This window comes from Nonomuraea roseola (genome assembly GCF_039535395.1).
Taxonomy (GTDB): domain Bacteria; phylum Actinomycetota; class Actinomycetes; order Streptosporangiales; family Streptosporangiaceae; genus Nonomuraea; species Nonomuraea roseola.
Genome location: NZ_BAAAXC010000015.1, coordinates 2,863,896 through 2,886,078 on the forward strand (window position 1 = coordinate 2,863,896; position 22,183 = coordinate 2,886,078).

The following is a 22,183-nucleotide window of genomic DNA, read 5'->3' on the forward strand; positions in this document are numbered from 1 at the left end:
TATATCGCTGCAATTAATGGTTTTGCCAAGAGGTTGGGAGCAATCGGTAAAAAGCCGTAGTCTGGCGCGCATGTGGTCACAGAGGAGGGTGGTGGACTACGGGCTGGCGAAGCGCGCGGCACTGCGCTCACGCCCTTCTGGCCGTGCTTCCGCCCGGGAGATCTGTGACGCACAGCCCTGTCTCCTTCGCGCCGCCCGGCACTTCGGTGGATCGACCGAACGCCCCTGCCCGGTGTGCGAGAGGAAGAACGTCACCAACGTGACCTATGTCTACGGGGATTCCCCGGGGCGACATGCCGGTCGGGCAAAGCCCACGTCAGAGCCCCGCGAGATGGCCCATGATTACGTGGAGTTCCGGGTCTACGCGGTCGAGGTCTGTCAAGGTTGTTCCTGGAACCACCTGACCGTCTCCAACGTCCTCGGCAACGGACCGCCCGACACCGTCGGCACCACCTGAACCGAGGACGGCGCCCGCCGTGCACGACGACGACGATGCGAGGACGTGTTGAGTAACAGCAGCTATGGCTCCGAACCGAACGGACGCACACCGCGCCCCGAGGGGACGGCTCGCCAGGGAAGGCGCCGTCGCTCGAGTTCTGTGCCCGCCTCGCAGCCGCCGCAAACCGGCTGGGGCACCGCCCGCCGTCCCGAGGCCGCCTACGAGCAGACCGGGGCCATGGACGCGCAGCCGCCCGCCCCCTCAGGTCCTCAGCGATCTCCCGGCAGGCAGGGCCCGTCAGGGCCGCAGCCCGGGCGGCAGCCGTCGGGCCCGCAGCAGATGCCGCCTCAGCAGACCGCGCAGTACCCCACCGGTGGCCCGGCCACCCGCAGCCGTGCCATGGAGGAGACCATGGCGGGCGGTCCCGCCCCTCGCCGCTCCCGTGGTGGACGCGGACCGCGCGGCCCCGAGGGTCCGGGCCGTGGCGGTGGTGGCGGCGGCGGTGGTGAAGGCAAGGGCGGCCGCGGCTGGAAACGGTTCATCCCGAACTGGAAGATCGTCATGGCGGGCATGGTCGTGGTCGCGGCCGGCGTCTTCGCCATGATCTGGGTCGGCTACGCCAACACCCCCCTGCCCACGGCGGCGCAGGTGGAGGCGACGGCTCAGGAAAGCATCATCTACTACAACGACGGCAAGACCGAGATCGCCCGCTGGGGAACGCCCCGCAGGAACGTCGACATCAGCGACATCAACGACGCTGTGAAGGACGCCACGGTCGCGATCGAGAACAAGACCTTCTACGAGGACGCCGGCATCTCGCTCTCCGGCATGGCGCGCTCGGTGTGGAGCACCGCGACGGGCCAGCAGCTCCAGGGCGCCTCCACCATCACCCAGCAGATGGCCCGCAACTACTACCAGGGCCTCAGCCAGGAGCAGACCATCGAGCGGAAGATCAAAGAGATCTTCGTCGCGGTCAAGCTGAACAAGGAGCTCTCGAAGGAGCAGATCCTTCAGAACTACCTCAACACCGTCAACTTCGGACGTGCCTACGGCATCGAGGCGGCGGCCGAGGCGTACTTCGGCAAGGGCAAGAAGGCCAGCAACGTCACTCCCTCGGAGGCGGCCTACCTGGCGGCCCGCATCCAGCAGCCCAACTGGGAGATCAACGACCCGAGGTTGAAACACCGCTGGAAGACGGTCATCGACTACATGGCCCAGCAGTTCCCGCAGAAGTACGCGAGCCTGCCCACGACGGCCAAGTACCCCACGGTCGATGCCGCCAGCAAGAAGAACGAGCTCGCCGGGGTCAAGGGCTACATGGTCGAGGCGGCCCTGGCGGAGCTGAAGGAGAAGTACCAGATCTCCAGCGACGAGGTCGAGCGCAGTGGCTACAGGATCACCACGACGTTCGACAGAAAGCTCATGAAGGACGCCAAGATCGCGGCCGAGGGCGTCCTGAAGAGAATGCCCAAGGAGTACCACGCGGGTCTGGCCGCGGTTGACAACAAGACGGGCCGTGTCCTCGCCTTCTACGGCGGCAGCAACTACCTGACCGACCCGTGGAACGACGCCTTCAAGTCCTACAAGCAGGCGGCCTCCGCGTTCAAGCCGTACGTGCTCGCCGCCTGGCTCGACGCCGGCTACAGCCTCAACAGCTACGTCCCCGGCAACGAGACCGTGCCCAAGGTGATCCCCGGCCAGCAGCCCGGCGGCTACCGCAACAGCCACAATGTGGGCCCCGCCGTCGACGTCGTGAAGGCCACCGCCGACTCCGTCAACACCGCCTATGTCTCCATGGCCTACAAGCTCCCCGGCCAGCTCGAGGACGTGAAGCGGATCGCCGTGGAGGCCGGCCTCGGCGAGAAGCGGATGGAACAGGACATCAAGGACCACACCTACGGCTTCTCGATCGGCTCCGCCCTGGTGTCGCCCGTCGAGCAGGCTGCGGGATACTCGATCTTCGCCAACGGCGGCAAGCACGTCGACTACCACGTGATCCAGAAGGTCGACACCGCCGACAAGACTCCGGTCGTGCGCGAGAGGCAGACGCCCCGCAAGGTGATCTCGGCCGAGGCCGCCGCCGACGCCACCGTCGCGCTGCAGGCGGTGCTGAAGAACGGCACCGCCGCAGGCAAGGGCCTGGGCTCCAGGCCCGCCGCGGGCAAGACGGGCACCAACAACGACGAGAAGGAAGCCTGGTTCGTCGGCTACACCCCGCAGATCTCCACCGCGGTCGGCTTCTACCGCGAGGTGTGCAAGACGAAGTCGGGCAAGGTCGTCCCGCCCAAGCACTCCAACTGCCCGTGGTCCGACGGCAAGAAGAACTCCAAGTACTCCATGCAAAACCCCTACTCCACCGCCTTCGAGGCGAGCCTGGGGTTCGAGGGTGCGGGCCCACCCACCGAGGTCTGGCGCGCGTTCATGCTCGCCGCGCACGAGGGGAAGGAGATCGAGCAGTTCCCGACCAAGGCGAGCATCGGCCAGCCCGAGAACATCGTCACCAAGCCCACGCCCACCCCGAAGCCGACCCCGAGCAACCCGTTCGGCACGCCCGAGGATCCGTGGGGCAACGACGACACCGACTGCGGCCTGCTCGGCTGTGGCGAGGGCGACAGCGACAGCGACGGGCTGCCCGAGGACGGCACCACCGACGCCGACAGGCTCGGTGACGTCGGCCAGGAGGAGGACCCGATGGGTGGCGGCTCCGTCGTTCCCGACCCCATGGCCGACCCCGCCAGGCGCGACCAGGAATGACGCGGCCTTTGCTGACGGCACGGCTGGTGCCGTACCTGCCCCTGGGGTTGTTCGCGGCCCTGGGGGCGGTTCTCGCCTACGTGTGGAAGCTGCCCTGCAGGACGGGCGGCTGGAACAACTCCATCCAGACGTACGCGAACTTCTGCTACACCGACATCTATCCGCTCTACTTCGACCGGAAGCTGGTCACGGAGAACCCCTACTTCGCCGACGTGGCGTTCGAGAAGCAGGTGGAGTACCCGGTCGTGCTCGGCGAGGTGATGCAGGTCATCGCCTGGGTGGCGCGCTGGCTGGCGCCGCCCGCCGATTCGAGCCAGGCCGCCTTGGACGGGGCCGCGGCGGCGCAGGCCGTCTACTTCTACGACATCACGGTGGTCCTGCTCGGGCTCTGCCTGGTGGTGGGGGTGCTGCTGATGGCCGCGGTCGCGGGGCCCTCACGCCGGTGGGACGCGCTGTGGTACGCGCTGGCCCCCGCCGTGATCCTCGCCGCCTACGTCAACTGGGACCTCGTCGCCGGTGCGCTGTCCATGGGCTTCCTGCTGGCGTGGTCGCGGGGGCGTCAGGTGGCCGCGGGCGTGCTGCTCGGCCTGGCCATCGCCACGAAGTTCTACCCGCTGATGTTCGTGGGCGCGCTGTTCCTGCTCACGCTGCGCACCTGGAAGTGGCGGCCGTTCCTGGTCTCGATGGCCGCGGCCGTGGCCGCGTGGCTCGTCGTCAACGTGCCGTTCATGCTGCTGGCATGGGACGGCTGGCGCCGCTTCTACGTCTTCTCCCAGGAGCGCGGCATCGACTGGGGCTCGCCGTGGCTGTTCTTCGAGCGCAAGGGCTGGCCGATCCTCGGCACGATGGACCCGAGCCTGCTCGGCATGCTCTCGCTTGGGCTGCTCTGCCTGGGCATCGCGGTGCTGACGATGCTCGCGCCGCAGCGGCCACGCCTGGCGCAGATCTGCTTCCTGGCGCTGGCGGCGTTCATGATGACGAACAAGGTGTGGTCGCCGCAGTTCGTGCTGTGGCTGGTGCCGTTCGCCGTGCTGGCCAGGCCCAACTGGAAGCCGCTGGCGCTCTGGCAGGTCGCCGAGGTCTGGTACTTCTTCGCGATCTGGCTCTACCTGCTCTACCAGGACGAGTCGACCAGGCATCTGGGCATCGGTGACGACATCTACTTCACCGCCGTCTGGGGCCGCGTCATCACGATCCTGATCATGATGGCCTTCGTGGTGCGCGACATCCTCCGTCCCGACAAGGACGTCGTACGGCAGGCGGGCATCGACGACCAGGGCGGTGGCGTCTTCGACCGGGCACCCGACAGGTTCTCCCTCGCCTGATGCGGGCTCTGGGCGTCTGGACCAGCTCCCGCCTGGGGCTCCTGCTCGTCAGCCTGATGGCCGTGCCGTGGCTGGTCGGCGGGAGCGACTACCTGTCCAGGTGGAAGCAGTGGGACGCCAGCCTGTTCGTCACCATCGCCCAGTACGGCTACAGGGGCGATCCCGCGCAGGCGCGCGATCCCGGGCTCCCCGCGTTCTTTCCAGGGATGCCGGCCGTGCTCAGGCTCGTCCATCTGGTGGTGGACGACTGGGCGTTGTGCGGGCTGCTGATCTCGCTGGTGGCGGGCGGGGTGGCGGCGGTGGCGCTGGCCAGGCTGGCCGAGTTCGAGGGCGGCTCAGGTGAGCTGGCGGTCGTGGCGATGGTGCTCTTCCCCACCGCGGTCTTCCTCGCCGCGGGCTACAGCGAGTCCCTCTTCCTGGCGTTCGCCATCCCCGCGTGGCTGGCCGCGCGAAGGAGGCAGTGGCCCCTGGCCGTCCTGCTGGCGGCGGGGGCGTCGAGCATCCGCATCACCGGCCTGTTCCTGGCGGTCGCGCTGATCGTGGAGTTCGCGTTCAGCAGGCCCCACAAGCGGGACCTGCCGTGGCTGGTCATCCCGTTCGTGCCGCTGATCGCCTATTCCTGGTACCTGCGCGGTCTCACCGGCGACTGGCTGGCGTGGAAGCACGCCCAGGAGGCGGGCTGGGGCAGGGAGCTGGTCTGGCCGTGGCGGGCGTGGCAGACGACGTGGGACTCGGCGATGACCGCGGGGGAGTCCGCCGTCGCCTTCAGGATGGAGATCGCGGGGGCGGTGGTGGCCGTCGCCGTCCTGGTCTGGCTGCTGGTCACGCGCAGGTGGAGCGAGTTCGTCTACTGCGGGTTGCAGGCGGGCGCGCTGCTGACCTCGGCCTACTACCTGTCGGTGCCGCGCTCGCTGCTGCTGTGGTTCCCGCTGTGGGTGCTGATCGCCAGGCTGCCCGCTCGATGGGTCATCGGGTACGGCCTGCTTCTCGGCCCGCTGATGGTGCTGAACGCCCTGCGCTTCCTCACCGGCGCCTGGGCCGGGTGAGCTCTTTACCCACTTCCGCCGTGAAGTAATCCATGGAAGTTATCCACAGGCTGTGTATTTCCCTTAGAGATTCTTCCTGAGGAAGGCGATGTCATCCGCTTGACCTGCGAATGGCGTCTCCACGATGATCGGCGCTTCCGCCCTGCGGCACACCTCGAGGATCAGCTCGGAGTCGATCTGGCCCTGGCCCAGGTTGGCGTGCCGGTCGGCGCCCGAGTCGAAGGCGTCGCGCGAGTCGTTGCAGTGGACCAGGTCGATGCGGCCGGTGATGGCCTTGACCCTGTCGACGACGTCCACGAGCTCCTCGCCGCCCGCGTGGGCGTGGCAGGTGTCGAGGCAGAACCCCACGTCGAACCCGTCGAGCGCGTCCCACAGCCTGGCGATCCTGTCGAGCCTGCGTGCCACGGCGTTGTCGCCGCCCGCGGTGTTCTCGATGAGGACGGGGATGGGGCAGTCCATCCGCTCGAACACCTTGCGCCAGTTGTCGAAGCCGATCTGCGGGTCCTCGTCCTTGTTGAGGTGGCCGCCGTGGACGATCAGACCCTTGGCGCCGAGGCTCGCGGCCGCCTTGAGGTGCTGCTCCAGCAGCTTGCGGCTGGGAATCCTGATGCGGTTGTTGGTGGTGGCCACGTTGATCAGGTAGGGCGCGTGGATGTAGACGTCGACACCCTCGACGGGCTTGTCCGGAAGGACGGGGGCCTTGTAGCCCTGCGGGTCGCCGAGGAAGAACTGCACGATCTCCGCGTCGCGTTCGGCCGCGTGGGCGGCGGGATCGTCCTGATCGACATGAGCTCCGATGCGCACCATGCGATCCACATTACTTGGAGCGGCGAGCCTGGGGCGGAGAGCGGCAGCTTGCTTGACCGACGAACCATCGGCTCGTTTGCCGGGCGCGCAGAAGGGCAGTCGAGGCGCAGCCCCCCGACGATAGGAGCGCGAGAGATGTCTCGCTATCGCATAGGTAGCTTCCTGTTCCTGATCTACATCCTGGTCGGCCTCTACGTGGCCTGGATCTACGACTACATCACCCCCGCCCTGCTCAAGGACGTGGCCGAAGCGCTGCTCGCCACCTTCCTGTGGTTCGTCATCCTCCTCGGCGGAGACCTCCACGTGGGCTAGAACGCTCATTAACGCTCATAATCCTCACTTACGCACAAAAAGCTTCAGAAGACGTTCGTTTCCTCTCTAGCTAGCGGACATCGGGCTCCCGTATCCATGTCGTGGTCCAGAACGACAGAGGAGCCCGATGACCCCGCCCCCCATCTCCAGGCGCGCCCTTCTCGGCGGTACGGCAGGCGCCGCGGCGCTGCTGGCCCTGCCACCGAGCATGCGCGCGGCGCTGGCCGCCCCGGTCCAGCCAGGCTCGCTGCAGGACATCGAGCACGTGGTGATCTTCATGCAGGAGAACCGCGCCTTCGACCACTACTTCGGAACGCTTCAGGGCGTGCGCGGCTTCGGCGACAGGGCAGCCGTCAGAGGCGTCAACGGCCGCTCGATCTTCCACCAGCCCGACCCCACCAAGACCGAGGGCTACACGCTGCCGTTCGCGATGAACGCCGCCCACACCAGGGCCTACCGGTCGGGCGCGCCCGCCTTCGGCTACGTCGACACCCTGCCCCTGTGGAACGAGGGGCTCGGCGACGGCTACGTGACCAGACGCGGCACCGGGTGGCTCGGCCAGGGCTTCTACGTGCCCGCCGACATGCCCTTCTACAACGCGCTCGCCTCGCTGTTCACGATCTGCGACCAGTACCACGCCTCGGTGCAGTGCAACACCAACACCAACCGCGACCACTTCATGACGGGCACCAGCGGCGGCACGGTCCGCGACCTGCCCGTCACCAACAACAGCTACATCCCGGGCGGGTACGAGTGGACCACCTACCCCGAACGGCTGCAGGCCGCGGGCGTCAGCTGGAAGACCTACCAGGCCAAGGACAACTACGACGACAACGCCCTCGCCTGGTTCGCCCCCTTCCAGAAGGCAAAGCCGGGTGAGCCGCTCCACGACAGGGGCATGGCCAGGGTCGGCACCACGGGCGACGGTCACGCGATGGGCGACGCGCTGGTGCGGGCCTTCGCCGCGGACGTCGCCTCGGGCGCGCTGCCGCAGGTGTCGTGGATCGTCGCCCCCGAGGCGCTGTCCGAGCACGCCAGCTGGGCGCCGCCGGACGGCGAGCACCTGACCGCCAGGCTCATGAACGCGGTCGCCGAACACCCCGAGGTGTGGGCCAGGACCGTCTTCATCCTCAACTACGACGAGCACGGCGGCTTCTTCGACCACTGCCTGCCGCCGGTGCCGCCGCCGGGCGCGGGCAGGGGGGCCAGCACGGTCTCCACGGACGGCGAGCTGGTCATGCGCGTGGCCAAGGGGTCGAGCAGCTACTTCAGGGTCGTCAACCACGAGGGCCGTCACAAGGTCGACGGCGCGTGGTCCGACACGCTGCCCGACGGCGAGAGCGTGATCTCAGGCCCCCACACCATGGGCTTGGGCGTACGGGTGCCGATGATCGTGGTCTCGCCGTGGACCAGGGGCGGGGTGGTCGACTCGACCGTCTACGACCACACCTCGACGCTGCGCTTCCTCGAGCGGCGCTTCGGCGTCGCCGAACCCAACATCAGCCCGTGGCGCAGGGCCGTCACAGGCGATCTGATGTCGGTGTTCGACTTCTCGGGCCAGGATCCCGTGTGGCCGCAGGTCCCCGACACCTCGGGCAACAGGCAGAAGGTCGTCGACTCGGAGAAGTGGCCCTCGCCTTCCGTGCCCAACCCCCAGGCCTTCCCCCGGCAGCAGCGGGGGACGAGGACGCAGCGGCCGCTGCCGTACCGGCTGGCCGTGACGCCCGCCGTCGAGGAGGGGAAGGTCACGCTGACCTTCGCCAACGCGGGGACGCTCGCGGCGGTCTTCCACGTCTATCCCGAACCGGGCGTGCTGCCGCGCTTCTACACCGTCGAGCAGGGCAGGTCGCTGTCCGACGGCTGGGAGTTCGGCGAGAGCGGCTACGACCTGCGCGTGCACGGGCCCAACGGGTACCTGTGGCACTTCAGGGGTGGACGCTCGGAGGGCGTCGACGTCACCTTCGAAGGGCCACGGCACATCGAGGTGCGCAACAGGGACAAGACGCGGCGCACCGTCCTCGTCGGAGACCTGGCGTACGGCGCGGGCGTGCGCGAGGAGCGCGTCCAGGGGCACGCCAAGCGCACATTCCGGCTGGAGGAGCCCGCCGAAGGCTGGTACGACCTCGCGGTCGGCGTCTCCGACGACCCCTTCTTCCTGCGTCGCTACGCGGGCAAGGCACCCGGCGACGGACAGGGCGTCACCGACCCCGCGATGGGGCTGCCCGACGCGCTGACCGCCGCGCTCAGGCTCGCGCCCGCGTCCACGACGATCGACGAGCCAGGCGTACGGCCGGGCAGGCCCACCACCGTGACGCTCACCCTGACGGCCGCCGAGGCCGTCTCGCAGGTCGAGGCCCGGTTGCGGGTGCCGGAGGGATGGACGGCGACGGCCTCGCAGGCCGTACCAGAGACGCTGGAAGCGGGCGCGAGCGCGCGGGCGACCTGGGAGGTGACCGCCCCCGCGACGCTCACGGACACCACACCCCTGCGCCTGCTGGCGGTGGTGCGGGGACGCACTCCTTCCAGGTACGTTCTGGCCGAGGGCGAGGTGGCGGCCCGCGTGTTCACCTCGCCGACGGGCCACCTTCTCGGCGAGGACTTCGAGTCGCTGGAGCCCAGGCTCGGACCCTCGCTCGACAGGCCGGCCGCCGCGGGCCTGGTCGGCTGGACGGCCGCCGCACCCGAGGGCTGGACCGTGGTGAACGCGCCGACCATGCCGCAGGGCACGCGCGACCTGCAGGGCTGGACGTTCATGACCAAGCGCATGTGGGCGACGGGCGGCCAGGAGCGCGCCGACTTCTCTCGCGGCCTCGGCGTCCTGGCCGTGGCCGACCCCGACGACTGGGACGACAAGGGATCCCCCTCGTCCAAGGGCAGGTTCGACTCCACGCTGGTCTCACCCTCGGTGCCGATCCCCTCGGGCGCGACGACCCTGCACCTGGGCTTCGAGTCGCACTACCGGCAGGAGAGCCCCCAGCAGGCCAGCGTCACGGCGGTCTTCAGCACGGGGGAGGAGCGGCGCCTGCTGCTGTACGGCAGCGCCGCCTCCGGCACCGACAACGCGGGCGCGGACGCCAAGAACCGCCTGGTGACGAAGGAGATCGCCGTTCCCTCGGGCGCCACCTCTGTCACGCTCAGGTTCCGCGTGTTCGACGCGGGCAACAACTGGTACTGGGCGATCGACAACGTCCGCCTGGACGTGAAGCCCATCCGCTGACCCCGGCGGGGGAGGCCCTGGGCGGCCTTCCCCGCACCGGCCCTGGCTACGGGACGAAACCGCCGCGCGCGATTCCCAGCGCGACCCCGACGAACGAGGCCACGATCCCGACGATGTTGAGCGTCCGCTGGGCCGTCGTCGCCGAGACGTACTGCGAATAGAGGCCGCCGCCGAATCCCAGCGCCCCCACCCACGAGGCGACCACGTGGCCCCCGGGGAAGAAGGTGGCCGCGAAGGCGAACAGACCGCACAGCAGCGTTCCGATGGACAGCAGGTTCTCGACCGGATGCGAGCGGCCGTCGCTGTTGAGCGTCAGCCTGAATCTCTCGCGCTCGGCGGGACGAAGCACATGTGGCATGGCTTACCACCCCCTCATCATGTAGAGGAGTTCCCATCCATGAGCGGCTGGTAACCTGAACAGGCTGCGTTGTGCTGGGTCAACCCCGCCGCCGGGTCGCCGAAAGGGGCGCCTCGGCGAAAACGTCAGCGTCCTCCTGTCACGGCAGAGTGTCGTGACCGCAAAAGTCCAGAGGAGGTTGGAGTCCATCATGCGTCGTTACGAAGTAATGGTGATCCTGGACCCTTCGCTCGATGAGCGCACTGTGGCGCCGTCCCTCGACCAGTTCCTCGCTGTCGTCCGCAATGACGGTGGCACCGTGGAGAAGGTCGACGTGTGGGGCCGCCGCCGGCTCGCCTACGACATCGAGAAGAAGTCGGAAGGCATCTACGCCGTCATCGACCTGTCCGCCGAGCCGGCCACGGTCAAGGAACTCGACCGCCAGATGAACCTCAACGAGGGCATCATGCGGACCAAGGTTCTCCGCCCGGACGTGCACTAGGCGGCTCGTTCTCCCGGCTTTCTGTCGGGGGCGCGCCGTAGTCTGAGCCGTAACCAAGAGTCGAGGAAGGGCCCCAGCCATGGCAGCAGGCGACACCGTCATCACCATCGTCGGCAATCTTGTCAACGATCCTGAGCTGCGCTTCACCCCCACGGGGCAAGCTGTGGCCCAGTTCCGCGTCGCGTCCACTCCGCGGTTCATGGACCGCCAGACCAACGAGTGGAAAGACGGCGAAAGCCTCTTCCTGACCTGCAACGTGTGGCGGCAGGCGGCCGAGAACGTCGCCGAGTCGCTGACGCGCGGTATGCGCGTCATCGTGCAGGGACGGCTCAAGCAGCGGTCTTACGAGACCAAGGAAGGCGAGAAGCGCACGGTCTATGAGGTCGAGGTCGACGAGATCGGCCCGTCCCTGCGCAACGCCACGGCCAAGGTCAACCGCACCACCCGTCAGGGCGGCGGCGGTGGCGGCGGCTTCGGTGGCGGCCCCGCCGACGACCCGTGGGCCTCTGCCTCGCCCGCCCCGCCCCAGGGCGGCGGCTTCGGCGGCGGCGGTGGCGGCGGTTACGGCGGCGGCAACCAGGGTGGCGGCTTCGGCGGCCAGCCCTCGGGCGGCGGCGGTTTCGGCGGCGGCGGCGGCGGAGACTTCAGCGACGAGCCTCCCTTCTAGTCTGAAGGGCCCGTTCGCGGGCCCCTCACCGGTCAGGTTGCGAGGCCTGACCACCTGTCAACAAGCCCGAGTCCATTCCCGCTTCACGGCGGGGCTCTGAAAGGAGCACCACGATGGCTAAGCCGGCACTGCGCAAGCCCAAGAAGAAGGTTTGCCTGTTCTGCCACGACAAGATCTCCTACGTCGACTACAAGGACACGGCGCTGCTTCGGAAGTTCATCTCCGACCGCGGCAAGATCCGTGCGCGCCGGGTGACGGGCAACTGCACCCAGCACCAGCGCGACGTGGCGACCGCGATCAAGAACGCCCGTGAGGTGGCTCTGCTGCCCTACACGAGCACCGCGCGCTAAGGAGGACTTGCGACATGAAGCTCATCCTCACCACCGAGGTCTCCGGCCTCGGCGCCCCCGGCGACATCGTCGAGGTCAAGGACGGCTACGGCCGCAACTACCTCGTGCCCCGTGGCTACGCGATCCTCTGGACCCGTGGCGGCGAGAAGCAGATCGCTTCGATCAAGAAGGCGCGCGACGCCCGCGAGATCCGCGACCTGGGCACTGCCAAGGAAGTCGCCGGCCAGCTCGGCGCTCTGAAGGTGAAGCTGACCACGCGCGCCGGCGAGTCCGGCCGTCTGTTCGGCTCCATCACCACCGGTGACATCGCCGACGCGGTCAAGAAGGCCGGTGGCCCGGTCCTCGACCGTCGTCGCATCGAGATCGTCAACGCGATCAAGAGCGTCGGCTCCCACAAGGTCAGCGTCAAGCTGCACCCCGAGGTCTCCGCCTCCGTCGACGTCGAAGTCGTCGCCGGCTGACGGTCCCCTTCAGGTCAGGCCCCCACGTCCTCAGGACGCGGGGGCCTTTCCCTTTATCTGGCCTTCCGCCTCTGCGCCCTTCCGCGTCCTCGCCTTCCGGCTCCTCGATCTCTGGCCCTCTTCGGCGAACCTCGGCACATGTAGGTCCCCGGCCTCCGTCGACCCGTCGGCCCTCTCAACCCAGGCCTCTCGACTCCCTGCCCCTTGGAGTCCGCGTCTCCCTCGGCCTTTCCCTCGCCCCGGCCCCCTCGCCCCGGACCCCTCGCCCCGGACCCCTCGCCCCGGACCCATCGCCCCGGACCCATCGCCTCGGACCCATCGCCTCGGACCCATCGCCCCGGACCTCGGCTCACTCGGACCCGTCGCCCTCGGAGCCGTGGCCCTCGGACCCGTCGCCGCCGGACTTCGGCTCACTCGGCTTCTGGGTCCGCTTGCCCCTTGTCTTCTTCGTCCGAAGGTCGCGTTGCGCCTGCGTCCCCCTCGACCCGTCGCGCCGGTTTCGATCCCATGGCTTCCCGGCCCCGCTCGGCCCCCGCCTTCTCCTCCCCGGTCGACCTGGCTTCCCTCGAACCGGGACGCCGTCGAACCCATGTCCCTCGACCCGCGTTCCTGGATCCTCGGCTCACTCGGTTTCCGGATCCGCTCGGCCCCGTCTCCTCACCCGTCGACCGGCCCGGTTGAACCTGCGCCCCCTCGGCCCGTCGCCTCGGATTCGGTCCCATGGCTTCCGGGCCTGCTCGGCCCCCGCCTCCTCACCCCGTCGCCCCGGGACGCCGTCGATTCCACGTCCCTCGATTCCTCGTTCTTCGGCCTCCTCGTTCCTCGGCTTTCGGGGCCCGGTCGGTGCTCGTTCCCGTCGCTTTCGGGGGGCCAGGGATACGCCATCGGGTCGGTTGGGGGGATCGGCGGGCTTGCGGGGGTGGCTGGGGCGATCGGTCCTGCGTCACGCGGTTCCCTGGGGGAGTTCGTCGGCTGGGGTTATGCATGGACGCGGCGGCGTGGGTGGGCGGCAGGGAAGGGGTGTTCCGGGCATAAGGGTCGGGGCTGTACCTCTATTTGAGGCGCGTACAATTTGCACGTTCATCTAGGTAAAACGTGGAGGCTCACCCATGGTCCGCCCTTCGATGCTGCTCGCGCTTGGAGCGCTGGCTATGGCCGCCGTGGCGTGTGCGCCCGCCGACAACACCGCGAGCACCGCCGCGCCCAGCGCCGCCCCCTCCACCGCCTGCACCAAGGACCAGCTCAAGCTCGTCACCCAGGGCAAGCTGACCATCGGCACCGACAAGCCCGCCTACGCCCCGTGGTTCAAGGACGAAGACCCCTCCAACGGCCAGGGCTTCGAGAGCGCGGTCGCCTTCGCCGTGGCGGGAGAGATGGGCTTCGACCGTGACGAGGTGCAGTGGTCGACGGTGAAGTTCGACTCCGCCTACGCACCGGGCCCCAAGCAGTTCGACTTCGACATCAACCAGGTCTCCATCACCCCGGCCCGCGCCAAGGCGGTGGACTTCAGCAAGGGCTACTACACGGTCAAGCAGGCCGTGGTGGCGGTCGAGGGGTCGAAGTTCGCCGGAGCCACCGACCTGGCCTCGCTGAAGGACGCGAAGATCGGTGTCCAGGTGGGCACGACCTCGCTGACCGCGGTGAAGGAGGTCGTCAAGCCGTCGGTCGAGCCGAACGTCTACAACGAGCAGATCGACGCGGTCAACGCGCTGAAGAACAAGCAGGTCGACGCCGTCGTGGTGGACCTGCCGACGGCGTTCTACGTGACGGCCGCCCAGGTGGAGAACTCGAAGATCGTCGGTCAGTTCGCCGCCACGTCCGGAACCCCCGAGGAGTTCGGGCTGGTCATGGGCAAGGGCAGCGCGCTCAAGCCGTGTGTCGACAAGGCCGTCGAGACGCTGAAGTCCAAGGGTGAGCTGGCGAAGATCGAGCAGCAGTGGCTCGGTTCCGCCGCGGGCGCTCCCGAGCTCAAGTAACGGCCGCCGCTCCCGATCGTGCCGCGGCGAGTCGCGGCACGGTCTGGCAGGCCGGGACCCGTCGGTGGAACCGACGGGTTAGGCCATGCACGGCATGGACACCGAAGGTGAAGTAGGCCGATGACGAGCCAAACCGCGACCGAGTGGGTCAAGAGTGATCGGCAGGTCGAGCGGGAGCGGGTCCGCAGGACGCGGGCCCGCCGTTCGGCGTCCGTCGCGACGGTCTCGACGATCGTCTTCCTCGTCCTTCTCGTCTGGGGCGTGACGAACTCTCCCGGCTGGGCCAGCGTCAAGGAGACGTTCTTCAACTGGGACGAGTTCGCCGGCGCCCTGCCCGACGTGCTCAGCGGCTTCCTGCTCAACGTGAAGATCTTCCTGATCGCCGAGCCGCTGATCCTGATCGTCGGCCTGCTCGTGGCGCTGGCGCGCGGGCTCAAGGCGCCGATCTTCTTTCCGCTGCGGGCGCTGGCCACGGCGTACACCGACATCTTCCGTGGCGTGCCGACGATCCTGGTGATCTACCTGATCGGGTTCGGGCTGCCCGCGCTGCAGCTGCAGGGTGTGCCGAGCGACCTGGCGACGCTGGGGATCATCGCGCTGACCCTGTCGTACGGCGCGTACGTCGCCGAGGTGATCAGGTCGGGTATCGACTCGGTCCATCCGAGCCAGGTGGCGGCGGCCAGGTCGCTGGGGTTGAGCCACGGGAAGACCATGAGGTTCGTGGTGCTTCCTCAGGCGCTGCGCAGGGTGGTGCCGCCGCTGCTGAACGACTTCGTCTCGCTGCAGAAGGACACCGCGCTGGTGGCCACGATCGGGCCGCTCGAGGCGCTGAGGCAGGCGCAGATCCACGCGGCCTCCAGCTTCAACTACACGCCCTACCTGGTGGCGGCGTTGCTGTTCATCCTGCTGACGATCCCGCTGGCGCGCTTCACCGACTATCTGGCGGCCAGGTCGCAGAGACGGCGCGGGCAGTGATGGCGGTCGCGACGGGCGAGGGCGTCGACCTGGCCGTACGGCGCAGCCCGCGGGTGCGCCGTCGCGGCGGTCAGCCGGGGGCGCACGAGGAGCGTCCCCTGGACGGGCGGTCAGCGGTGACCGCGCAGGCGCGTGGGACGGCTTGCCGTACGGCACTGAAGAGAGCAGGTGTGGCGTGAGCGTGCTGACCGTCGACGGGGTCTGGAAGAACTACCACGGCCACCACGTGCTGCGGGGCATCGACCTCGAGGTCGACACCCACGAGGTCGTCTGTCTCATCGGCGCCTCGGGGTCGGGCAAGTCCACCCTGCTGCGGTGCGTGAACCTGCTGGAGACCGTGGACGACGGCGCGATCCTCCTGGACGGCAAGGAGATCACCGATCCCGGCGTCGACGTGGACGACGTGCGCAAGCGGATGGGCATCGTCTTCCAGGCGTTCAACCTCTTCCCGCACATGAGCGTGCTGGACAACATCACCCTCGCCCCTCGTCAGGTGCACAAGGTGGCCAGAGGGGAGGCGGAGGAGCAGGCCAGGGAGCTGCTGGGGCGGTTCGGGCTGGCGGAGAAGGCGGGGGCCTACCCCGACCAGCTGTCGGGCGGGCAGCAGCAGCGGGTGGCCATCATCAGGGCGCTGGCGATGCAGCCCAGGCTGATGCTGCTGGACGAGGTCACCTCGGCGCTGGACCCGGCGCTGGTCACCGAGGTGCTCGGGATCATCAGGGAGCTCAAGCAGTCGGGGATGACGATGATCCTCACCACGCACGAGATGGGCTTCTGCCGCGACATCGCGGACACGGTGTGCTTTCTCGACGGCGGCGTGCTGCTGGAGCGTGGCACCCCCGAGCAGATCTTCTCCGATCCTCAGCACCCGAGGACGCGCGACTTCCTGCGCAGTGTGATCGAGGCGGGAAGGCTCTGACCACGCCTCAGCGGCGGTGCCGGCCGCCACGGGCGAGATCCGCGGCGAACGGGCTGCGCCGCCTGCCGTACGCGAGGTAGACCAGCAGCCCCACCGCCATCCACGCGGTGAACCACACCCAGGTCTGCACCCGCAGGTTGATCATGAGCCACAGCGTGGCCAGCACCGACAGCGCGGGGATCAGCGGTGACAGCGGCACCGTGAACTCCCTGGGCGCGGACGGCATCGTGCGGCGCGCCACGACCACGCCGACCGACACCATGAGGAACGCGAACAGCGTGCCGATCACGACCAGCTGCTCCAGCATGAGCACGGGCGCCAGCTGGGCCAGCAGGATCGCGACCGTCCCGATCACCAGCGTCACCGTGGAGGGGGTGTGGTAGCGGCGGCTGAGCCTGCCGAGCCTGCGGGGCAGCAGGCCGTCGCGGGCCATGGCGTACACGATTCGCGTCTGTCCTGCGATCAGCACCAGGATCACGGTTGTCAGGCCGAGGACCGCGCCGACGTTGATGACGTGCACCATCACGTGCTCGCCGAGTGTCTCGAAGGCCGCCGTCAGCGGCGCCTCCTGTGCGATCCGCGTGTACGGCACCATGCCCACCATCACCACGGCCGTGGCGATGTAGAGGACCGTGGCGATCGCCAGGCTCCTGATCATCCCCTGCGGTACGGCACGCGGCGCGTCGACCGTCTCCTCCGAGGCCGTGGCGACGAGGTCGAACCCGACGTACGCGAAGGCGATGGCCGGAGCCGCCGCGAACACGCCGAACCACCCGAAGCTCCCCGTGGGCCCCAGCAACAGCCCGAGCACGGTGTCGGCCGGCCCCGAGGACGGCTGGGCGGGCGCGATGAACCCGCCCAGGTTGGCGGCGTCGAAGTGTGTCGCGCCGACCACGATCACCGCCCCGATGGCCAGCAGCTTGGCCACGACGATCACCCACAGCGCCCGCAGGCCGATGCGCGCGCTGAGCGCCACCGTGGCCGTCAGCGTGGCCAGTACGAAGGCCGCCAGCACCCCCTGCGGGATCGCCTGTCCGAAGCCGAGGTCGGCGAGGGTCTGGGTGGCGTAGATGGCCCAGACCCGTGCCACGACCGCCGCCGCCAGCTGCGTCTCCAGGATCAGCGCCCAGCCGACGACCCACGCCCACACCTCGCCGAAGATGACGTAGGCGAAGGTGTAGGCGCTGCCTGAGGCGGGGATCGCGGAGGCCAGCTCGGCGTAGCACAGGGCCGCCAGCATGCACGCGATGCCCGCGATCATGAAGGAGAGGATCACGCCAGGGCCCGCGGTGGTGGCGGCCTGCCGTCCCGCCATGCTGAAGATGCCCGCGCCGATCATCACGCCGAGGCCGAGCACGACCAGATCGGCAGGCCGGTAGAGCCGGTGGAGGCTGTGCCTGGCACCGGTACGGAGGCCGATCGCGTCGGCGAGGGGAAGGCGGCGCACGTCGATGGCCCAATCCCTAGGGAGGCTCCACCGTGCACGTCGTGGACCGTGCCAGACAAGCACGGACCGGTTGACGACTGGTCACCCTCCGGTAACTAGCCACCGGGTGCCGTACGCCCTGAGCCCGAGCGTGAGCAGCCTGGCGATCATCCACACGCCGAGCGCCAGCCACAGGACCACGAGACCGTCGGCCACGAGAGCGACCGGCAGGTAGGCGACGGTGGTCCACACCCCCGCCCACGCGAGGTAGCGCTGGTCGCCGGCGCCGATCAGCACGCCGTCGAGCACGAAGACGACGCCGGAGATCGGCTGGAAGAGCGCCACCACCCACAGCACGTCGAGCAGTTCGCCCGTCACGTGGGGATCGGCGTCGAAGACGCCGGGGAAGAAGGGGCGTCCCGCCACGACCAGCACCCCGAGCACGACACCCGACCACACACCCCACCAGACCATGCGCCTGGTGGCCTCCCTGGTGCCGTCGGCGTCGCCCGCTCCGAGCGAGCGTCCCGTGATGGCCTGGCCCGCGATCGCGATGGCGTCGAGGCCGAGGGCGAGCAGGGTCCACAGCTGGGTGGCGATGGCGTGGGCGGCCAGTTCGGCGGTGCCCATCCTGGTCGCCACGGCGGTCGCGACGAGCAGCACGATGCGCAGGCAGACGGTCCTGATCAAAAGGGCGACGCTGGCCGTACCCGCCTGTCCGATGCCGGCGAGGTCGGGCGTGAGCGGCACGCCCGCCTGCCGCGCGCCCCCGACGACCACCCACAGGTAGACGGCCGCGCCGAGGGTCTGCGCCAGGACGGTGCCCCACGCCGAGCCCGCGATGCCCCAGTGCAGGCCGAGCACGAACCAGGCGTTGAGCAGCGCGTTCAACGCGAAGGAGCCGACCGCCACGACAAGCGGGGTCCTGGTGTCCTGCATGCCGCGCAGCACACCGGTGCCGGCCAGCACGACGAGCATGCCCGGCGTGCCCAGCAGGCTGATGCGCAGGTAGGTGACGGCGTCGGCGGACTGCGCGGCGGTCGCGCCGAACAGGTCCACGATCGCTGGGGACAGCGGCCAGCCCACCACGATCAGCGCGATGCCGATCCCGAACGCCAGCCAGAGGCCGTCGACGCCGCTGCGCATCGCGCGTTCGGGGTGTCCGGCGCCGATCTGCCTGGCCACCGAGGCGGTGGTGCCGTAGGCGAGGAACACGCAGAGGTAGACCAACGTGGACAGGACGGTCCCCGCCACGCCGAGCGCGCCCACCGCCGAGGTGCCGAGCCCGTGGCCCACGATCGCGTAGTCGGCGATCAGGAAGAGCGGCTCGGCGACCAGCGCGCCGAGGGCCGGGAGCGCCAGTCGGAGAATCTCCCTGTCCCGGCTAGTAATGGGCATTTAGTCATTATGCCCCTTACCTCCCGGTCCTTCGGTCTGTCGCGCCAACTTTCTTTCCTCCACAGATGGTGGACAATATCTCCGCAGGTCAGAGTGCGTTTCCACAGTAAGTCGCCGAGTTATCCCCAGGCTCGTCCACAGCACTCGCGCACCATCCACCGGTTCCTGCACAGCTTGCCCCCAGGGTTGTCCACAGGCTGCGTTGCCGTACCGTCTAACGACGGGCGAAACTGTCAGCCCGGTCGACTACAAGTGGGGGTGGTGCGACCGCCTGCTAGGTGTGTTCGAGGGGGCGCGGTAACCAATGGAAGACGAAGAGCCGGGCGGCGGCGGCCCAGGATTCGAGCGCACCCCACCCAGCAACATCGAGGCGGAGCAGTCCGTTCTCGGCGGCATGCTGCTGTCGAAGGACGCCATCGCCGACGTCGTCGAACTCATCCGATCCGACGACTTCTACCGCCCAGCCCACCAGATGATCTACGAGGTCATCACCGACCTGTACGGCAGGGGCGAACCCGCCGACGCCGTCACCGTCTTCGACGAACTGCAGAAGCGCGGCGAGATGGCCAGGGTCGGTGGCGCGGCCTACCTCCACACCCTCACGGCCGTCGTCCCCACCGCGGCCAACGCCGGCTACTACGCCAAGATCGTCCGTGAGCAGGCCATCCTCCGCCGCCTCATCGAGGCCGGCACCCGCATCGTCTCCTTCGGCTACGGCGGGCAGAACGAAGAGGTCGACGACCTGGTCGACCGCGCCCAGGCCGAGATCTACAAGGTCACCGAGCGCCGCACCTCCGAGGACTACGCGCCGCTGTCCGACATCATGCCCGGCGCCCTCGACGAGCTGGAGGCGATCGGCTCCCGCGGCGGCCAGATGGTCGGCGTCCCCACCGGCTTCCAGGACCTCGACTCCCTCACCAACGGCCTCCACCCCGGCCAGATGATCGTCGTGGCCGCCCGTCCCGCGATCGGCAAGGCGCTGGCCCTCGACACCCCGCTGCCCACGCCGTCCGGATGGACCACCATGGGGCAGGTCAGTGTGGGTGACTACCTCATCGGCGCGGACGGCAAGCCGACCATGGTCGTCGCCGCCACCGACGTCATGACGGACAGGCCGTGCTACGAGGTGGAGTTCAGCGACGGCTCGGTCATCGTGGCCGACGGCCGGCACCAGTGGCGGACCAGCACCAGGGCCGGCCGCCGTCCCAAGCCCAAGCGCGCTCTCTACTGGCACGAAGACTCCATCCGGAGAGCGAGAGCCGCACACGAGGCCGCCGCGCAGCAGCCTGAGCGACCTTTCACACATCGAGAGGCCCTGGCGCTCGTCGGCGAGGAGTTCCGCCACGTCCTCCACACGGTGCAGGGGCAGGTCGGCGCGGCCGGAGCCGTCGGCCGGGCACCCACCTACCCGTCCGAACGGTTGCTCGCCGCCCTGCACAGCCGGATTACCAGGCCGAAGAACGCCGCCACCACAGCGACGCACGCCACCGTGCGCACCACTGAGGAGATCGCCGCCACGCTGCGCTGCGCCTCGGCCGATCGACGGCCGAACCACGCTGTCGAGGTGGCGGCGGCCTTCCAGTTGGAGGAGCAGGACCTGCCGCTGTCGCCGTACGCGCTCGGGATCTGGCTGGGTGACGGCCACAGCTCCGGAGCGAGGTTCACGACCGCGGATCCGGAGATCGTCTCCCATCTTGAATCCGAGGGGCTGCGCATCGTTCCCTCCCGTTCGGCTCCGATGCTTTTCCACATCGCGCTGCCGAAGCCCGAGCCGCTTCCCCACCGCGACTGCGCGGTGTGCGGTGCGGCCTTCGTGCCGCGAACCGCGCAGGTCCGCACCTGCGGTCGGCGCTGCGGAGGCAAGGCGGCAGGGGTCTCCGCCCCCGCGCCGTCACCCACCTGTCCTGACTGCGGCAGGCCATCCTCGGGTCTGCGACGGTGCCAGGCGTGCCACCGTGACCACGGGACCGTCCAGGGCATCCTGCGGTCCCTGGGGGTCCTGAACGCCAAGCACGTCCCCTCGCGCTATCTGAGGGCCTCGGAGCGCCAACGGCGAGACCTCCTCGCCGGGCTGCTCGACTCCGATGGAACGATCAACAAGCAGGGTCAGATCCAGTTCGCCGTCACCAGTCGACGGCTCGCTGAGGACGTTCTGGAGCTTGTCCTGAGCCTGGGATACAAGGCGACCATGCGGACGAAGGCCGTTCGCGGAAGGACACCGGGCTCCGCTGTCTGCTACATGATCAACTTCACGACGGCCGACAGGGTCTTCCGGCTCTCACGCAAGGCGGCCAGGCTGGTCGGCACCGCTCACCCGTCAACCCGGGTCCGCTACATCGTCGATGTCAGACCCATCCCCTCGGTGCCCGTCCGCTGTGTCGAAGTGGACAACGGCGATCACATGTACCTTGCCGGCAGGGCTTGCGTCCCCACGCACAACAGCACCCTCGGACTCGATTTCGCGAGGTCGGCGGCCATCAAGCATGGGATGACCACGGTCATCTTCTCGCTGGAGATGTCGCGCAACGAGATCACCATGCGTCTGCTGTCGGCCGAGGCGCGCGTGGCGCTGCATTCGATGCGTTCGGGCCTGATGAACGACGACGACTGGACCCGCCTCGCGCGCAGGATGAGCGAGGTGGCCGAGGCGCCGCTGTTCATCGACGACTCGCCCAACATGTCGATGATGGAGATCCGCGCCAAGTGCCGTCGCCTGAAGCAGCGCAACGACCTGCGGTTCGTGGTCATCGACTACCTCCAGCTGATGAGCTCGCCGAAGAAGACAGAGTCCAGGCAGAACGAGGTCTCGGAGATCTCGCGTTCGATCAAGCTGCTCGCCAAGGAGCTCGAGGTCCCTGTCATCGCGATCTCCCAGCTCAACCGAGGTCCCGAGCAGCGCACCGACAAGCGGCCCGCGGTCAGCGACCTGCGCGAGTCGGGCTCGATCGAGCAGGACGCCGACATGGTCATCCTGCTCCACCGCGAAGACGCCTACGAGCGTGAGTCGCCCAGGGCGGGTGAGGCCGACCTGATCGTGGCCAAGCACCGTAACGGTCCCACCGCGACCGTGACCGTGGCCTTCCAGGGCCACTACAGCCGCTTCGTGGACATGGCCCAGCACTAGGAGGGCCCCAGCGCGCGGCAGACAGGCGCGGCCCTGCGCGAGGTCGGAGGGCCGGGGGAGAGGCTCCGGTCGCCGTCACGGTCGTCGCCGGCATGTCAGTGCCGCGTCAGCGGGCTACGCGAACGTCTGGGGCATGGAGATCAGCACC

Annotated in this window: 19 protein-coding genes; 15 read left to right on the forward strand and 4 right to left on the reverse strand. The window is 68.9% G+C overall.

The window, feature by feature from the left end; all coding sequences use genetic code 11:
* The first annotated feature begins 70 nt into the window (after positions 1-70).
* The 4 genes from ABFX55_RS36870 to ABFX55_RS36885 all read left to right on the forward strand — a co-directional run bounded on the left by ABFX55_RS36870 (position 71) and on the right by ABFX55_RS36885 (position 5,564).
* Entirely contained in the window at positions 71-457 is a 387-nt protein-coding gene (locus ABFX55_RS36870; RefSeq protein ID WP_346127577.1) for a DUF5318 family protein, read from the forward strand.
* Between the two features lie 141 nt (positions 458-598).
* Positions 599-3,193, forward strand: coding sequence for a transglycosylase domain-containing protein (locus ABFX55_RS36875; protein WP_346127579.1), 2,595 nt, complete (start codon positions 599-601; stop codon positions 3,191-3,193).
* The gene (locus ABFX55_RS36880; protein ID WP_346127581.1) at positions 3,190-4,518 is read left to right on the forward strand and encodes a glycosyltransferase family 87 protein; all 1,329 of its coding nucleotides are present in this window, start codon (positions 3,190-3,192) and stop codon (positions 4,516-4,518) included. Before ABFX55_RS36875 ends, ABFX55_RS36880 begins: the two co-directional genes overlap by 4 nt.
* Positions 4,518-5,564 (forward strand): mannosyltransferase family protein, encoded by a 1,047-nt coding sequence (locus tag ABFX55_RS36885; RefSeq protein WP_346127583.1) that lies wholly within the window; start codon positions 4,518-4,520, stop codon positions 5,562-5,564. The genes ABFX55_RS36880 and ABFX55_RS36885 overlap by 1 nt, the downstream gene beginning before the upstream one ends.
* Before the next feature lie 63 nt (positions 5,565-5,627).
* Here ABFX55_RS36885 and ABFX55_RS36890 read toward each other — a convergent pair whose 3' ends face one another.
* Positions 5,628-6,371, reverse strand: a complete 744-nt coding sequence (locus ABFX55_RS36890; protein ID WP_346127585.1) for a deoxyribonuclease IV — start codon at positions 6,369-6,371, stop codon at positions 5,628-5,630.
* Positions 6,372-6,506: 135 nt separating this feature from the next.
* Here ABFX55_RS36890 and ABFX55_RS36895 point away from each other — a divergent pair, with 135 nt between their 5' ends.
* On the forward strand, positions 6,507-6,683 hold the full coding sequence (locus ABFX55_RS36895; protein ID WP_183653220.1) for a hypothetical protein: 177 nt from the start codon (positions 6,507-6,509) through the stop codon (positions 6,681-6,683).
* A gap of 127 nt (positions 6,684-6,810) precedes the next feature.
* Positions 6,811-9,900 carry a phosphocholine-specific phospholipase C gene (locus tag ABFX55_RS36900; protein ID WP_346127587.1) on the forward strand — a complete coding sequence of 1,030 codons (3,090 nt, stop codon included), beginning with the start codon at positions 6,811-6,813 and terminating at the stop codon, positions 9,898-9,900.
* Positions 9,901-9,946: 46 nt separating this feature from the next.
* Here ABFX55_RS36900 and ABFX55_RS36905 read toward each other — a convergent pair whose 3' ends face one another.
* A complete protein-coding gene (locus tag ABFX55_RS36905; protein ID WP_346127589.1) occupies positions 9,947-10,258 on the reverse strand; it encodes a hypothetical protein in 312 nt (103 codons plus the stop codon).
* Positions 10,259-10,448: 190 nt separating this feature from the next.
* Between ABFX55_RS36905 and rpsF the strand changes: the two genes are divergently transcribed.
* From rpsF to ABFX55_RS36945, 8 genes are all read left to right on the forward strand, one after another.
* Positions 10,449-10,739 carry a 30S ribosomal protein S6 gene (gene rpsF, locus ABFX55_RS36910; RefSeq protein WP_183653229.1) on the forward strand — a complete coding sequence of 97 codons (291 nt, stop codon included), beginning with the start codon at positions 10,449-10,451 and terminating at the stop codon, positions 10,737-10,739.
* Between the two features lie 79 nt (positions 10,740-10,818).
* The gene (locus ABFX55_RS36915; RefSeq protein WP_346127591.1) at positions 10,819-11,406 is read left to right on the forward strand and encodes a single-stranded DNA-binding protein; all 588 of its coding nucleotides are present in this window, start codon (positions 10,819-10,821) and stop codon (positions 11,404-11,406) included.
* A gap of 113 nt (positions 11,407-11,519) precedes the next feature.
* Positions 11,520-11,756 carry a 30S ribosomal protein S18 gene (rpsR, locus tag ABFX55_RS36920; RefSeq protein WP_020543048.1) on the forward strand — a complete coding sequence of 79 codons (237 nt, stop codon included), beginning with the start codon at positions 11,520-11,522 and terminating at the stop codon, positions 11,754-11,756.
* A gap of 14 nt (positions 11,757-11,770) precedes the next feature.
* Positions 11,771-12,217 carry a 50S ribosomal protein L9 gene (gene rplI, locus ABFX55_RS36925; protein ID WP_346127593.1) on the forward strand — a complete coding sequence of 149 codons (447 nt, stop codon included), beginning with the start codon at positions 11,771-11,773 and terminating at the stop codon, positions 12,215-12,217.
* Positions 12,218-13,326: 1,109 nt separating this feature from the next.
* Entirely contained in the window at positions 13,327-14,193 is an 867-nt protein-coding gene (locus ABFX55_RS36930; protein WP_346127595.1) for an ABC transporter substrate-binding protein, read from the forward strand.
* 120 nt (positions 14,194-14,313) lie between these two features.
* Positions 14,314-15,168 (forward strand): amino acid ABC transporter permease, encoded by an 855-nt coding sequence (locus tag ABFX55_RS36935; protein ID WP_346127597.1) that lies wholly within the window; start codon positions 14,314-14,316, stop codon positions 15,166-15,168.
* A complete protein-coding gene (locus tag ABFX55_RS36940; RefSeq protein WP_346127599.1) occupies positions 15,168-15,347 on the forward strand; it encodes a hypothetical protein in 180 nt (59 codons plus the stop codon). Before ABFX55_RS36935 ends, ABFX55_RS36940 begins: the two co-directional genes overlap by 1 nt.
* Complete coding sequence (locus tag ABFX55_RS36945) at positions 15,344-16,087, forward strand: amino acid ABC transporter ATP-binding protein (RefSeq protein ID WP_183653244.1); 744 nt, start codon at positions 15,344-15,346, stop codon at positions 16,085-16,087. The genes ABFX55_RS36940 and ABFX55_RS36945 overlap by 4 nt, the downstream gene beginning before the upstream one ends.
* 7 nt (positions 16,088-16,094) lie before the next feature.
* On the opposite strand, the gene ABFX55_RS36950 is transcribed toward ABFX55_RS36945, so the two are convergent.
* Both ABFX55_RS36950 and ABFX55_RS36955 read right to left on the reverse strand, forming a co-directional pair.
* Complete coding sequence (locus ABFX55_RS36950; protein WP_346127601.1) at positions 16,095-17,534, reverse strand: APC family permease; 1,440 nt, start codon at positions 17,532-17,534, stop codon at positions 16,095-16,097.
* Between the two features lie 81 nt (positions 17,535-17,615).
* Positions 17,616-18,911 carry an MATE family efflux transporter gene (locus tag ABFX55_RS36955; RefSeq protein WP_346127603.1) on the reverse strand — a complete coding sequence of 432 codons (1,296 nt, stop codon included), beginning with the start codon at positions 18,909-18,911 and terminating at the stop codon, positions 17,616-17,618.
* A 304-nt stretch (positions 18,912-19,215) separates the two neighbouring features.
* Here ABFX55_RS36955 and dnaB point away from each other — a divergent pair, with 304 nt between their 5' ends.
* Positions 19,216-22,035 carry a replicative DNA helicase gene (gene dnaB, locus ABFX55_RS36960; protein WP_346127605.1) on the forward strand — a complete coding sequence of 940 codons (2,820 nt, stop codon included), beginning with the start codon at positions 19,216-19,218 and terminating at the stop codon, positions 22,033-22,035.
* The last annotated feature ends 148 nt before the right edge of the window (positions 22,036-22,183 follow it).